Genomic DNA, 13238 nt, shown 5'->3' on the forward strand with positions numbered 1-13238 from the left:
CGCGCTTGCGCGCGATGGGGGTTCCCGCAAGCACCCATCGCGCGCAAGCGCGCTCCTACAGGGGGCGGTGGGGGGCGTTCGTACGCACTCCGGACCCGGCCAGCACTGCCCCGCACAACAGAAATCACCCCAAACAACCGTTTGAATCGTGGGAATCTTCTCCTGAGGGATTACAATCGACCGGTTGCGCCGCACCACGGCGCCCGACATTCCCCCGTTGGAGGGTTCGTCCGCCCTTCAACGTTGTTTTGAGGAGGTTCCATGGCCGACGTCAAAGAAGCCCGCGTGCCCGATATCGGTGGCAAGCCGGTGCCCATTATCGAAATCCTGGTCAAGGTCGGCGACACCGTCGAAAAGGACCAGAGCCTGCTGACCCTGGAGTCGGACAAGGCCACCATGGAAGTCCCGGCGCCGTTCGCGGGCGTCATCAAGGAGCTGAAGGTCAAGGTCGGTGACGAGGTCAACGACAATGACGTGATCGCCCTGGTGGAAGCCGCTGGCGATGCCCCGGCCGCCCCTGCGCCGGCTCCCGCCGCTGCTGCGCCCGCTCCGGCGCCTGCCGCTGCCGCTCCAGCTCCTGCCCCGGCCGCCGCCAAGGCTGCCGCCCCGTCGGCCAGCAAGGCCTCCGGCCCGGTCAACGTGAATGTCCCGGATATCGGCGGCAAGCCGGTGCCGATCATCGAAATCATGGTCAAGGTGGGCGACAAGGTCGAAAAGGACCAGAGCCTCATGACCCTGGAATCCGACAAGGCCACCATGGATATCCCGGCCCCGGCCGCGGGTGTCATCAAGGAGCTGAAGGTCAAGGTCGGCGATGAAGTGAACGATGGCGACCTGATCGCCGTGCTGGAAGGCGAGGGTGGCGAAGCCGCCGAGGCGCCCGCCGCGCCCGCCGCCGCTCCGGCCCCGGCGCCCGCGCCGGCCGCCGCTGCCGCCCCGGCGCCGTCGAAGTCCGAAGCCCCCGCTGGCGGCGCCCCGCGCACCCCGCCGGTGGCATTCGATGCCTCGGTGATCATGCCCGATAACGCCCCCTACGCCAGCCCGGCCGTCCGCGCGTTCGCCCGCGAGCTCGGTGTCGATGTGGCCCAGGTGAAGGGCAGCGGCCGTGGTGGCCGCATCCAGCGCGAAGACATCACCGGTTACGTCAAGAACGTGATGACCTCGGGCGGTGCCTCGGTCGCCACCGGTGGCGCTGCCGCTGGCGGCAATGGCCTCACCCTGCTGCCGTGGCCCAAGGTCGATTTCTCGAAGTTCGGCGAAATCGAAGAGAAGCCGCTCGGCCGCATCCCGAAGATTTCGGCCGCGAACCTCGCCCGCAACTGGGCGGTGATCCCGCACGTCACGCAGTTCGAAGATGCGGATATCACCGAGCTGGAAGCCTTCCGCAAGAAGCTCGGCGAAGAGAACAAGGATCTGAAGATCACCCCGCTGGTGTTCCAGATCAAGGCCGTGGTCGCGGCACTGAAGAAGTTCCCGACCTTCAACGCCTCGCTCGATGCCGCCGGCGAAACGCTTACGCTGAAGAAGTATTTCAACGTCGGTATCGCCGTGGATACGCCCGATGGCCTGGTCGTGCCGGTCATCCGCGATGCGGACAAGAAGGGCCTGCTCGAACTCGCCGCGGAACTGGGCGAGATCTCGAAGAAGGCGCGCGACAAGAAGCTCACCGCTGCCGACATGCAGGGCGGCTGCTTCTCCATTTCCTCGCTCGGCGGCATTGGTGGCACGGCGTTCACGCCGATCATCAACGCGCCGGAAGTGGCTATCCTCGGCGTTTCCAAGGCGGCCATGAAGCCGGTGTGGAACGGCAAGGAATTCGCGCCGCGCCTCATGCTGCCGCTGTCGCTGTCGTACGACCACCGCGTCATCGATGGCGCGTTGGCCGCACGCTTCGCCGTGTACCTGGCCCAGCAGCTCGGCGATATCCGCCGCCTGCTGCTCTGACGGAGGCCTGCGCCCATGGCAAACACCATTGAACTGAAGGTGCCCGATCTCGGTGGCTCGCACGATGTGCCGGTCATCGAGATCCTGGTGAAGGCTGGTGATACGGTCGAAAAGGATCAGAGCCTCATCACGCTCGAATCCGACAAGGCCACGATGGATGTGCCCGCCTCGCAGGCTGGCAAGGTCGTCGAGATCAAGGTCAAGGTCGGCGATGAAGTAAACGAAGGCACGGTGATCCTCACCATCGAGGCCGCCGCTGGCGGTGATGCGAAGGCACCGGCGGAAGCGAAGCCGGCTGCCGCAGCACCGGCACCGGCTGCTGCCGCGTCGAAGCCGGCCGGCACCACCGTGTCCGAGTCGCCCGCGCACCCGGCCGCCGCGCCTGGCAAGGCCGGCCCCGCGCCGACCGCTGCCGCCGCGACCGGCCGCAAGGCCGATATCGAATGCCAGCTGGTCGTCCTCGGCTCCGGCCCGGGCGGCTATACCGCCGCGTTCCGCGGTGCGGATGTGGGCCTGGATACGGTGCTGGTCGAGCGTTATGAAACGCTCGGCGGCGTGTGCCTCAACGTCGGCTGCATCCCGTCGAAGGCGCTGCTGCACGCCGCGGCCGTCATCGATGAAGCCGCTGCGATCGAAGCGCACGGCATCAGCTTCGGCAAGCCCAAGATCGACCTGGACAAGCTGCGCTCGTTCAAGGAAAAGGTGGTCGGCAAGCTCACCGGTGGCCTCGCCCAGATGGCGAAGGCACGCAAGGTTCGCACCGTCACCGGCGTCGGCACGTTCGTGTCGCCGAACGAGATGGAAGTGACCACCGCCGATGGCGTGAAGCTCATCCGCTTCGAAAACGCGATCATCGCGGCCGGTTCGCAGTCGGTGAAGCTGCCGTCGTTCCCGTGGGATGACGAGCGCGTCATCGATTCCACCGGCGCGCTGGAACTGCGTGATGTGCCCAAGACCATGCTCGTGGTCGGCGGCGGCATCATCGGCCTGGAAATGGCCACGGTGTATGCGGGCCTCGGCACGGAAGTGACCGTGGTCGAACTCGCCGACCAGCTCATGCCGGGTGCGGATCTCGACCTGGTGAAGCCGCTGCAGCAGCGCATCGCCAAGCGTTACAAGGGCATCCACCTCAAGACCAAGGTCGTCGAGGCGAAGGCCACGAAGAAGGGCATCGAAGTTACCTTCGATGGCGAAAGCATCCCCGAAACCAAGCTGTTCGATCGCGTGCTCGTGTCGGTCGGCCGTTCGCCGAACGGCGGCAAGGTCGGCGCGGACAAGGCGGGCGTGGAAGTGACCGATCGCGGTTTCATCCCGGTCGATCGCCAGATGCGCACCAACGTGCCGCACATCTTCGCCATCGGCGACCTGGTGGGCCAGCCGATGCTGGCGCACAAGGCCACGCACGAAGCGAAGGTGGCAGCCGAAGCGGCTGCGGGCCAGAAGAGCTTCTTCGATGCGCGCGTGATTCCGTCGGTGGCCTACACCGATCCGGAAATCGCATGGGTGGGTGTCACCGAGCGCGAGGCGAAGGAAAAGGGCCTGAAGATCGGCGTGGGCAAGTTCCCGTGGGCGGCCTCGGGCCGTGCCATCGGTATCGACCGCACCGAGGGCTTCACCAAGCTGCTGTTCGATGAAGAGACGCACCGCATCGTGGGCGCCGGCATTGTCGGCCCGCACGCGGGCGATCTGATCAGCGAGCTGGCGCTGGCGATCGAGATGGGTTGCGAGGCGGGCGATATCGGCCGCACCGTGCACCCGCACCCCACGCTCGGCGAATCCGTCGGCATGGCGGCCGAGGTGTACGAAGGCACGATCACCGACCTGTACATCCCGAAGAAAAAATAAAGCGACACCTACGACGCACCCGGTGCGCGGCCTGATGGTCGTTCACCGGGTGCGTTTTTTTTGTGCGCGAACCTGGTGCGCTTACATCGGCTGAGGCTGACGAGGGACGACGGCATTCAGTTCGCTCAGCGGCAAAAGTCGCGAGTCTTCAAGGGCGGCCGTTCGGTGTCCCAGGCCGGCGAGGTATGCCGCGTTGTTGGCGAACGCGAGAAAGGATTCGACGTTCCGTTGCTTCACCAGCATGACCAGGTCCCAGCGTTCATCCTCAGGCCCGATCAACACGGGACCGCCGGTTCCGACAAAAAGAAGCTCACCGCCACTATCGCGGAGGAAGGGCAGCGTGTGTTCGATGTAGCGATCGAAGGCTTCGGCACCCGAGATGGGCGTTGCGGGGGCGAGCGCTGGATGCTGCGAGTAATCCGCGGTATCGCGAAAGCGCAGCAGGTTGAGCATCACGACGTTGCCCTTGACGCCGCGCATGACGAAGGCGCGGCCTGCGGCCTGGGTGGGTTCGAGGTAGCGGGGTGGGTGGTGCCTTGGCGAGCTGGTGAAGAGCGATGGCATAAGACGTCCTGTTCTTGGGTTAGTAATTTACCCGGCTAAAATACATCCAAATATTGCCCGGGTAAATAGTGCTGCTGCCCTCTACAACCACGCGATGGATCGCGCGCAAGCGCGCTCCTACAGCCATATCGCGTTCCAGTAGGGGTAGAGGCAGACGTGTTCGGCCAGGCCGGCACGTACCGGGTTCGCCACGATGTACCGCGCGGCCGCTCGTACGTCCTCGTCCTTGCGCAATGCGCGATCGTGGAACGCTCGTTGCCACAAAGGGTATTCGCGACCCTCTGCGCGCAATGCTCGGGTCATTCGCGATTTTGCGCTTGCCACGACCTTCGACAGATCGCCGTCCTCCAGGCGAATCAAGCCATGGAAGTGGTCGGGCATGAGGACCCATGCAAGGCATTCCGCACCTTTCCAGGTTTTGCGCGCGTGGATAATTCGGGATGCCGTGCGGGCATGACGGTAGTCGCGAAATATGGGCGCGCGATTCCACGTCACGAACGTGACCAGGTAGATGCGCCCGGATTCGGTGACGCGCCCGTGCCGCAAGGTTGACTGTGCTGGTCTCGATGTCATGCCGGGCAGCATGGCGATCGCCGAAACCCCGCTGTATCGGCGCCCCACCCAACGTTGTGTAGGAGCGCGCTTGCGCGCGATCGGGGTTGCCGCAAGCACCCATCGCGCGCGAGCGCGCTCCTACAGGTGGGGCCTGTCCACCGGCGACGGCGAGGCCGCCCCAGCCTAAGGCGGCGTAAGCCGCTGGAAACATGCATTCGCGGACGCGAATGAACCGATGGCGAGCCGCGACACAGCCAGGACCACGGAAAATAATGACCCCGGTCATATCGCAAACCCGTACGGGTTTATGGCATCGTCGGCGGATGCCAGCACCGCAGCCAGCTCACTACCTCCGTCGTCTCGGCACCTGGGATGCCGCGATGATCGTCATCGGCGGTGTCATCGGGGCGGGTATCTTCCGCACCCCGGCCGCCGTCGCCAAAAGCACCAGCTCGGGCACGGAGGTCATCATCCTCTGGGCTGTGGGCGGCCTGCTCACCCTGGCCGGGGTGCTGTGTTACGCGGAGCTGGGCGCGCGAAGGCCACAGGCCGGCGGTACTTATGTGTACCTGCGCGAGGCCTTCGGCCAGTTGCCGGCCTTCCTGTTCGGCTGGACCATGGCGCTCATCAACTACCCCGGCAGCGTGGCCGCGGTGGCTACCACCTTCGCCGATTACGCCACGCGCGCCGTCGGCCTGCCGCATGAATGGGTGAAGCCGGTCGCCGTGGCGGCCATCAGTTTCATCGTGGCGGTGAACCTGTTTGGCATCCGGGCTGGCGCATGGGTACAGAACATCTTCACCGTGCTTAAGCTCGGCGCGGTGGCCATGCTGATCGCCGTCGGCCTGTACCTGGCCCACGGGCACCTGGGCCTCGCGTTCGCGGCGGACACCACCCACGACGTGCCTTCAGGCATGCTGATCGGCGCACTTCTGCCGGCGATGTTCGCCTACGGCGGCTTCCACTACCTCAACGACCTGGCCGGCGAAGTCCGCGACCCGCAGCGGACCCTCCCGCGCGCGTTGGGCCTGGGCATGGCCAGCGTCGTCATCTGCTACGTGCTGATCAACATCGCCTACATGGCGGGCCTGGGCCACGCCGGCCTTGCCGCCAGCACGGCACCGGCAGCGGATCTCATGCGCCGGGTGTTCGGCGAATCCGGTGCCACGGTCATTGCCGTCGGCATTGCCTGTTCCACCTTCGGCTATTGCAGCATCGCCATCGCCGGCGGTGCGCGCGTGCTGCAGGTGATGAGCGCCGACGGCATGTTCTTCAAGCCCATCGCGCGCATCGATGCGAAGACCGGCGCCCCGCAGATCGCGCTGCTGGCGCTGGGTGCCTGGGCCATCGCACTGATCCTTTCCGGCAGTTTCGAAGCGCTGGTGGACTACACGACGGTGGGCGAATGGCTGTCGCATGCCTTCGGCATCGCGACCATCTTCTGGTACCGGCGCAAGCTGAAGTCGGAACCTTCGCCGTACCTGGTGCCGGGGTATCCGTGGGTGCCGCTCATCTTCACCACCACGGTGCTGTGCGTGATCGTGGCCACCGCCATTACCCAGCCGCAGAACGCCGGCATGAGCCTGCTGATCATCGCGCTGGGTATCCCGGTGTTTTACCTGTGGCGCAAGCGCCTCAACCGCGCGAGTTAACCCCGCGCCTACAAATGTGGTTCACATCCAGGATGGGAGACTGCGCAGATGGTGCTGACATTTGCTTTGTTGCTCGTAGGTCTCGACATGGACATCCGCCCACCCATGGCGGATTTGGCCCACCCAACCGACCGCATGACGACGCGGGACGCCACGCTCGATCCCACGCCGAGGACATTGGCGGACGGTAGCGCCTACGCGGCTGTCACCTTCCAGCCGGCACCTGCACCCGCGCTCGTCGTACAGCCGCCAGCAAACTGGAACGGCCATTTCCCGGGACGCAAGAACGGCGGTCTCTGGGTCAACATGCAGAATGGCATGCCCTGGCCGGTGACGATCATCGTGGACGTCGCGGCCGGTGAGCAGCACCTGAAAGCGACCGTAGGCCTTCCGCCCGGGCCGCCGCAGTTATTCAGCATGCCGCTTACTGCGACATCACCACGCGCCTACGGTATGCAGGTAGGGCCGCCCATGCCTTACATGGATGGCGGTAAAAGCCGACTTGTTGCGCTGTTCACCGAAGGGGCGATCGACCCCCAGAAGATCACCTCGATCACCTTCTCCATGCCTCGGCCCGGCGCGGCGCAAACGGTGCTGTTCGGCAAGATGTTCCTGATCGGCGACGATGGCGGCTTGGCGGGTGCCTACAAAGGCATCGTCGATCGCTACGGCCAGTTCACGCGTGCCACATGGCCGGAAAAGATCGACAGCGACGCCGTGCTGAAGAAGCGTGCGAGCGCCGCGCCGAACGTTAGCGCTCCCGTCGGCCTGGATCAGTTTGGTGGCCGTACGGATATGCCCGCCATGCAGGCATCCGGCTTCTTCCGCGTGCAGAAGCAGGGCAATCGCTGGTGGCTGGTGACGCCCGAGGGCCACGCGTTCTTCTCGCTCGGCGTGAATGCGGTGAACCACACCGATGGCCGCACGTATGTGCAGGGCCGCGAGTTCATGTTCACCGCGCCACCCGCTGCTGGCGCACCGTTCACCGGTACCGGCGATAGCCGCAGCGATAACGGCTCGCAGCACGATAACGGCCTGAACCATGGCCTGTGGTGGGATGTGTATGCGAACAACATCGCGCGCACGCTCGGCAATGATTTTGAAACCGGCTGGCGCAAGCGCACGCTCGATCGTCTGAAAGCGTGGCGCTTCAACACGCTCGGTAACTGGAGCGATCCCGCGTTCGCCGGTGACAAGCGCATGGCCTACACCGTGCCCATCCTGATCAAGGGTGACTTCAACACGGTGAGCACCGGCTACGACTACTGGGGTCGCATGCCGGATCCGTTCGATCCACGTTTTGAGAAGGCCGCGCAACAGGCTGTGGCAAACGCGACGAAGGGCAAGGCGGATGATCCATGGTTGCTGGGCTATTTCGCTGACAACGAACTCGCCTGGGCAGGGCAGGGGCCGCAAGGCCGCTGGGCGCTGGCGGTCGGCTCACTGGCGCAGGGCCCACAAAGCCCGGCGAAACAGGCGTTCCTCGCGTATCTGAAGAAGACCCACGGTGATGCCCCGGCGTTCGCGAAAGCGTGGGGCATCAACGTCACCACCTGGGACCAGGTGGCTGCGCAGAACTTCAAGGCGCCTGATCCGAACGAGGCGCATCCAGCCATCGCCGCCGACTACATCGCCTTCCTCAAACTCTATGCCGGGCAGTACTTCAAAACCGTCGCGCAAACGCTGAAGAAGGCCGATCCCCATCACCTGTTCCTCGGCGGCCGCCTCGCAGTGCGTACGCCGGAAGTGGAGGAGATGAGCGCGCAGTACACCGATGTCACCAGCATCAACACCTACACCGACCTGCCGGAACACGGCTTCGACGTGGCGGAGTTCAAGACCTGGGACAAGCCCGTACTGCTGACGGAATTCCACTTCGGCTCAAGCGACCGCGGCCCGTTTGGCAACGGCGTGGCGGCGGTGGCGAACGAAGACGAGCGCGGCAAGGCTTACGCGAAGTTCGTGGACGCAGCGGCCGCGTCGGGCATCGTCGTCGGCACCCACTGGTTCCAGTATGTCGATCAGCCGGTCACCGGCCGCATCCTCGATGGCGAGAACGCGCACATCGGCCTGGTGGGCATCACCGATATCCCGTTCGAGGGGTTCACGCGTGCGGTGAGCGGTACCAATGCGCGAGTCGGCGGCGGTGGGGCGAGCGGGCCCGGATCACACTGAGCAGCCTGGTAGGCGGCCCCGTGGGTGCCACGAGCTGGAGCGCGGCGGTGGCAACTCAGGCGGCAGGGGCCAACGCCAACCCCGTACGGGTCTCCCCCAGCACCGAACGGCCGAACACAAAGGCCAGCGGCTCAGCCACGCCGATCAGCGCGCTAATCGCGACGTTCTGGTTAGCCGCATAACTCATCGAAAAGGCGATGCTGAAGTGCGTCGCCGCGAACTTGATCTTCCGGGCCATGGCCACGTCCTCAATGGGAATGAATCTCATTATGGGGACGGTGCAAGCCAAGTCCAACTGATCCTGTGGATCGAGCCAATAGCTTCAGGCTATCGGCGACCTTGTAGGAGCGCGCTCGCGCGCGATGGGGCTGGCGGCAACGTGGATCGCGCGCAAGCGCGCTCCTACAGAAGGCGAAACCGGTGGGGGTTAGCGGTGGATGGTGGTGCCGACGACCAGGGCGACGACCATCACCATGGCCACGGCCATACAGGCGCTGCTGGGCTTCACCCGGCGGGCGTCGATGCGCGGGACCATGCGCCAGATCAGGAAGGCGCCGATCAGCATGTCCACGACCAGCGCGGCGCGCATCCAGGGCAGCACAAAGATGGACTGGCCGGCCGCCTGGCCGTGCTGGGCGGCGATCACCAGGCCGCCGGTGAGCACGGCGAGGAGCGCCCAGAGCAGGCTGGCGAGGTAGGCCCGGTTGAACACCACCGCGGTCTTCTCCAGCCAGCGCAGCACGAAGAACACGATCACCGCGGGTACCACGGCGGCGGCGCTGGAATAGATGACCCACCAGATCGCGGCGGAAAACAGCGTCAGCAGGGTCTGCACCGTCAGTAATCCTTGCCCGCGCGGCGCAAGGCCTTGCTCATCAGCCAGGCCGGGCCAATCAGGAGGTACTGCAGGTCGGTGAAGAACGATGGCCGTCGGCCCTCGATCTTGTGGCCGATGAACTGGCCGATCCACGCGGCGACGAATACCACCGCGGCGAGCCACGCCAGCCCGGAGGGGCCCAGCGCGTAATAGAGGAAGTCGGTGAGGAAGGCCAGCGAGATAAACGCACCGGCCATGGCAATGCCGATCACCCGCGAGAGCCGGTAGTAGTAGAAGCAGAACGCCAGGAACATGCCCACCACCGCCCACAGGCCCGGCTTACCGAAGGCGGAGGGCACCGGGATCAGCCAGATGAAGGCAATGACCGTCCAGGTGATGGCCGGCACGCAGATCCAGTGGATCAGGCGGTTGGTCGGGTTTTGGTGATCCCGGCTGTAGTTGCCGAACCAGGTGGCCGCGTCGCGCATGGGAGCTCCGTGAAACGTCATGTCCGTGAAGCATTACCCACGCAGCGTAAAGCGTGGGCTGCGCAGCGCAAGAGCGGGTGCAGCACCTGGTGCCGTCACCCGCTCCCGCGGCACCGACCATTAGCTGACGCGGATGTCGGCCAGGCGCTCCAGCGCTTCGGCGTACTTCGCGGCCGTGCCTTCGATCACCGATTCGGGCACCGACGGTGCCGGCGGGTTCTTATCCCAGCCCACCTGCAGCAGGTAATCGCGCACGAACTGCTTGTCGTAGCTGGGCGGGCTGATACCCACCTGGTACGAATCGGCCGGCCAGAAGCGCGACGAATCCGGGGTCAGCATCTCGTCCATGATGTACAGCGTGCCGTCTTCATCGGTGCCGAACTCGAACTTCGTATCGGCGATGATGATGCCGCGGGTGGCGGCGTACTCGGCGGCGAATTGGTAGATCTTCAGCGTGGCATCGCGCACAGCGTTGGCCATGTCCGCGCCCACGGCGGCTACGACGGCATCGAAGCTCACGTTCTCATCATGGTCGCCCACGGCGGCCTTGGTCGACGGCGTGAAGATCGGCTCCGGCAGCTGCTGGGCCTGCTGCAGGCCCGGGGGCAGGGTAATGCCGCAAATGGCGCCGGTGGCCTGGTAGTCCTTCCAGCCCGAACCGATGATGTAGCCGCGGGCGATGGCCTCCACCGGCACCGGCTTCAGGCGCTTGGTGATGACCGCGCGCTTGGCGTACAGGGCCGGGTCCACGCCGGCCGGCAGCACCGAGGCCACTTCCTCACCGGTCAGGTGGTTCGGGATCAGGTGTTTGGTCTTTTCGAACCAGAAGTTCGAGATCTGGCAGAGCATCTCGCCCTTGCCGGGAATCGGGTTGGGCAGCACCGAATCGAACGCCGAGAGGCGATCGGTGGCCACCATGAGCAGGCGGTTGCCGGGCAGGGCGTAGACATCGCGGACCTTGCCGCGGTGGATAAGGTCCAGGCCGGGCAGGTCGGATTGGCTCAGGGTGGTGGGCACGGCTTCGGCTCCGAGAGGGGCGGGGAAGCTACGTATTGTATCCGGGTACCCGGGGGGTGGCGCAGGTGGCCAACGGCCACCTGCTAGAATTTACGGCTACAGCCCCCACACCTTGGTCCATGCGCAAACTGACGACCGCGGCTCTCGCCCTGGCCCTTACCTCCCCTGTCCTCGCTGCGCCGCCCGCGAAACCGGTGCGGTTGGGGATGTGTGCGGCCTGCCATGGCGAAAATGGCGTGGCGATCAACGCCGATGCCCCGAACCTGGCCGGGCAGAAGGCGGTGTACCTGCGGGCGGCGTTGCACCAGTACCGCGATGGCCACCGCGATAACCCGATCATGCGCGCCATGGCCGGCCCTCTTTCCGATGCGGATATCGACCAGCTTTCCCAGTGGTATTCCGCCCAGTCCCCCTCCAAGGGCGCTCCATGAATTTCACCGGCCTTCTCATCGGTGCCGTGGTTGGTATGTGGCTTACCCACAACCTGCTCGGTGCTCTTATCGGCGGCATGATCGGCTTCATGTTCGATGCCAGCCGCCAGCAGAGCCAGCGCCGCCGTGCGCCGGTGCAGGGCGGTTACGTGGCCCCGCTGTTCGCGCTGATTGGCGCCGTGGCCAAGGCCGATGGCCGGGTCTCCGAAGCGGAAATCGCCATCGCCGAGCGCCTGATGGCGCGCATGAACCTGGATCAGGACGACCGCGCCAAGGCCATCGATGCGTTCAACGAAGGCAAGCAGCCCGAGTTCAACGCCAACGAGGTGATCGACCAGCTGCGCCAGTGGGTGGGCCACCGCCGCGATCACGCGTTCCCGGTGATCGATGTGGTGATCGAAACCGTACTTGCCGAAGGCAGCTCGCCCTCGCCGGAGAAGATGGCCATCCTGCGCCAGCTGGCATTCGCGCTGCGCGTGAGCGATATGGAACTCATGGCCCTCATGGCCATGAAGGGCTACGCCTGGAATGGCCAGGCCGGTGGCAACCGTGGCTACGGCGGCCCGCGCGGTAACGGTGGCTACGTGCCCCCACAGCGCAATACGCAGGGCCCCGATCCCTACGCCGTACTCGGTATCCAGCGCGATTCGGATGAACGTGCGATCAAGCGCGCCTACCGCAAGCTCATTTCCGAACACCACCCCGATCGCCTGGGTGATCTGCCCGAAGATATGCGCCGCCGCGCCGAATCGCGCGCGAGCGAGATCAACGCGGCGTACGAACGCATCAAGTCAGAGCGTGGATTTAAATGACGCGCTCGCAGGACGCCGTTAACCTGTAGGAGCGCGCTTGCGCGCGATACACGGTGCGGTAACCCCATCGCGCGCGAGCGCGCTCCTACAAAGGTCCACGTCATGGCCAAGCAGTCCCCCGTCATTGCCCCGTCCATCCTCTCGGCCGATTTCGCCCGCCTGGGTGAGGACACGCGCAAGGTGCTCGATGCCGGTGCGCAGTGGGTGCACTTCGACGTGATGGATAACCACTACGTGCCCAATCTCACCATCGGCCCGATGGTGCTGAAGGCGCTGCGCGATTACGGCATTACCGAACACATCGACGTGCACCTGATGGTGAAGCCGGTGGACCGCATCGTCCCGGATTTCGCCAAGGCCGGCGCGCGCAGCATCAGCTTCCACCCCGAAGCCTCCGAGCATGTTGATCGCACCATCCAGCTGATCCAGGGCGAAGGCTGCGAAGCCGGCCTGGTGTTCAACCCGGCCACCCCGCTCAACTGGCTCGATTACGTGCTCGACAAGATCGACATGGTGCTGATCATGTCGGTAAACCCGGGCTTCGGCGGGCAGAAATTCATCCCCTCGGCGCTGGACAAGATCCGCCACGTGCGCGAACGCATCGACGCCAGCGGCCGCAAGATCCGCCTGGAAGTGGATGGCGGCGTGAACGCCGATAACATCGGCCAGATCGCCGCCGCCGGCGCCGATACCTTCGTGGCCGGTTCGGCCATCTTTACGGCCCCCGACTACGCCGAAGTCATCCGCCGCATGCACGCGGCGATCGATAAGGGCTGAAGGCCGCCGTTGTAGGAGCGGGGGGGGGGGGGGGGGGGGGGGGGGGGGGGGGGGGGGCGCGCCCGCGCCCCCCCCCGCGCGCCCCGCACAGACTAGGGGCGGAGAGGGGGGGGGACGGGGGGGAAGGAAAAAGAAAAAAACATAAAAAAGACCAGGGCGGG

The 13238-nt window shown here is 65.4% G+C and carries 13 protein-coding genes; 7 read left to right on the forward strand and 6 right to left on the reverse strand.

Going from position 1 to position 13238, the window contains the following annotated elements; all coding sequences use genetic code 11:
* Positions 1–261 precede the first annotated feature (261 nt).
* Positions 262–1944: a dihydrolipoyllysine-residue acetyltransferase gene (aceF, locus tag ABIE56_RS22215; protein ID WP_429245991.1), complete on the forward strand. Its 1683-nt coding sequence runs from the start codon at positions 262–264 to the stop codon at positions 1942–1944.
* Between the two features lie 15 nt (positions 1945–1959).
* Positions 1960–3789, forward strand: a complete 1830-nt coding sequence (lpdA, locus tag ABIE56_RS22220; protein WP_429245992.1) for a dihydrolipoyl dehydrogenase — start codon at positions 1960–1962, stop codon at positions 3787–3789.
* 81 nt (positions 3790–3870) lie between these two features.
* On the opposite strand, the gene ABIE56_RS22225 is transcribed toward lpdA, so the two are convergent.
* Positions 3871–4353 (reverse strand): DUF1330 domain-containing protein, encoded by a 483-nt coding sequence (locus ABIE56_RS22225; RefSeq protein ID WP_429245993.1) that lies wholly within the window; start codon positions 4351–4353, stop codon positions 3871–3873.
* A gap of 117 nt (positions 4354–4470) precedes the next feature.
* A complete protein-coding gene (locus tag ABIE56_RS22230) occupies positions 4471–4938 on the reverse strand; it encodes an REP-associated tyrosine transposase (RefSeq protein WP_429245994.1) in 468 nt (155 codons plus the stop codon).
* Between the two features lie 293 nt (positions 4939–5231).
* Here ABIE56_RS22230 and ABIE56_RS22235 point away from each other — a divergent pair, with 293 nt between their 5' ends.
* A complete protein-coding gene (locus ABIE56_RS22235; protein WP_429245995.1) occupies positions 5232–6560 on the forward strand; it encodes an APC family permease in 1329 nt (442 codons plus the stop codon).
* Between the two features lie 105 nt (positions 6561–6665).
* Positions 6666–8735, forward strand: coding sequence for a beta-agarase (locus ABIE56_RS22240; RefSeq protein ID WP_429245996.1), 2070 nt, complete (start codon positions 6666–6668; stop codon positions 8733–8735).
* 55 nt (positions 8736–8790) lie between these two features.
* On the opposite strand, the gene ABIE56_RS22245 is transcribed toward ABIE56_RS22240, so the two are convergent.
* The 4 genes from ABIE56_RS22245 to ABIE56_RS22260 all read right to left on the reverse strand — a co-directional run bounded on the left by ABIE56_RS22245 (position 8791) and on the right by ABIE56_RS22260 (position 11057).
* On the reverse strand, positions 8791–8973 hold the full coding sequence (locus ABIE56_RS22245) for a DUF2061 domain-containing protein (protein WP_429245997.1): 183 nt from the start codon (positions 8971–8973) through the stop codon (positions 8791–8793).
* Between the two features lie 189 nt (positions 8974–9162).
* The gene (locus tag ABIE56_RS22250) at positions 9163–9570 is read right to left on the reverse strand and encodes a hypothetical protein (protein WP_429245998.1); all 408 of its coding nucleotides are present in this window, start codon (positions 9568–9570) and stop codon (positions 9163–9165) included.
* Positions 9571–9572: 2 nt separating this feature from the next.
* Positions 9573–10040: a DUF962 domain-containing protein gene (locus ABIE56_RS22255; RefSeq protein ID WP_429245999.1), complete on the reverse strand. Its 468-nt coding sequence runs from the start codon at positions 10038–10040 to the stop codon at positions 9573–9575.
* A gap of 120 nt (positions 10041–10160) precedes the next feature.
* Positions 10161–11057 carry a phosphoribosylaminoimidazolesuccinocarboxamide synthase gene (locus ABIE56_RS22260; protein WP_429246000.1) on the reverse strand — a complete coding sequence of 299 codons (897 nt, stop codon included), beginning with the start codon at positions 11055–11057 and terminating at the stop codon, positions 10161–10163.
* A 119-nt stretch (positions 11058–11176) separates the two neighbouring features.
* Here ABIE56_RS22260 and ABIE56_RS22265 point away from each other — a divergent pair, with 119 nt between their 5' ends.
* The 3 genes from ABIE56_RS22265 to rpe all read left to right on the forward strand — a co-directional run bounded on the left by ABIE56_RS22265 (position 11177) and on the right by rpe (position 13077).
* A complete protein-coding gene (locus ABIE56_RS22265; RefSeq protein ID WP_429246001.1) occupies positions 11177–11488 on the forward strand; it encodes a c-type cytochrome in 312 nt (103 codons plus the stop codon).
* Positions 11485–12300 carry a co-chaperone DjlA gene (gene djlA, locus ABIE56_RS22270; protein WP_429246002.1) on the forward strand — a complete coding sequence of 272 codons (816 nt, stop codon included), beginning with the start codon at positions 11485–11487 and terminating at the stop codon, positions 12298–12300. The genes ABIE56_RS22265 and djlA overlap by 4 nt, the downstream gene beginning before the upstream one ends.
* A 102-nt stretch (positions 12301–12402) precedes the next feature.
* Positions 12403–13077, forward strand: coding sequence for a ribulose-phosphate 3-epimerase (gene rpe, locus ABIE56_RS22275; protein WP_429246003.1), 675 nt, complete (start codon positions 12403–12405; stop codon positions 13075–13077).
* The last annotated feature ends 161 nt before the right edge of the window (positions 13078–13238 follow it).

Origin of the sequence: Luteibacter sp. 621, from assembly GCF_050435445.1 — a bacterium.
In the GTDB taxonomy this organism is placed as follows: domain Bacteria; phylum Pseudomonadota; class Gammaproteobacteria; order Xanthomonadales; family Rhodanobacteraceae; genus Luteibacter.

Coding starts and splice junctions, on each gene's coding strand:
- ABIE56_RS22235 (WP_429245995.1), top strand. CDS start 5,232: ATGCCAGCACCGCAGCCAGCTCACTACCTCCGTCGTCTCGGCACCTGG.
- ABIE56_RS22245 (WP_429245997.1), bottom strand. CDS start 8,973: ATGGCCCGGAAGATCAAGTTCGCGGCGACGCACTTCAGCATCGCCTTT.
- aceF (WP_429245991.1), top strand. CDS start 262: ATGGCCGACGTCAAAGAAGCCCGCGTGCCCGATATCGGTGGCAAGCCG.
- ABIE56_RS22255 (WP_429245999.1), bottom strand. CDS start 10,040: ATGCGCGACGCGGCCACCTGGTTCGGCAACTACAGCCGGGATCACCAA.
- ABIE56_RS22265 (WP_429246001.1), top strand. CDS start 11,177: ATGCGCAAACTGACGACCGCGGCTCTCGCCCTGGCCCTTACCTCCCCT.
- lpdA (WP_429245992.1), top strand. CDS start 1,960: ATGGCAAACACCATTGAACTGAAGGTGCCCGATCTCGGTGGCTCGCAC.
- djlA (WP_429246002.1), top strand. CDS start 11,485: ATGAATTTCACCGGCCTTCTCATCGGTGCCGTGGTTGGTATGTGGCTT.
- ABIE56_RS22230 (WP_429245994.1), bottom strand. CDS start 4,938: ATGCTGCCCGGCATGACATCGAGACCAGCACAGTCAACCTTGCGGCAC.
- rpe (WP_429246003.1), top strand. CDS start 12,403: ATGGCCAAGCAGTCCCCCGTCATTGCCCCGTCCATCCTCTCGGCCGAT.
- ABIE56_RS22225 (WP_429245993.1), bottom strand. CDS start 4,353: ATGCCATCGCTCTTCACCAGCTCGCCAAGGCACCACCCACCCCGCTAC.
- ABIE56_RS22240 (WP_429245996.1), top strand. CDS start 6,666: ATGGCGGATTTGGCCCACCCAACCGACCGCATGACGACGCGGGACGCC.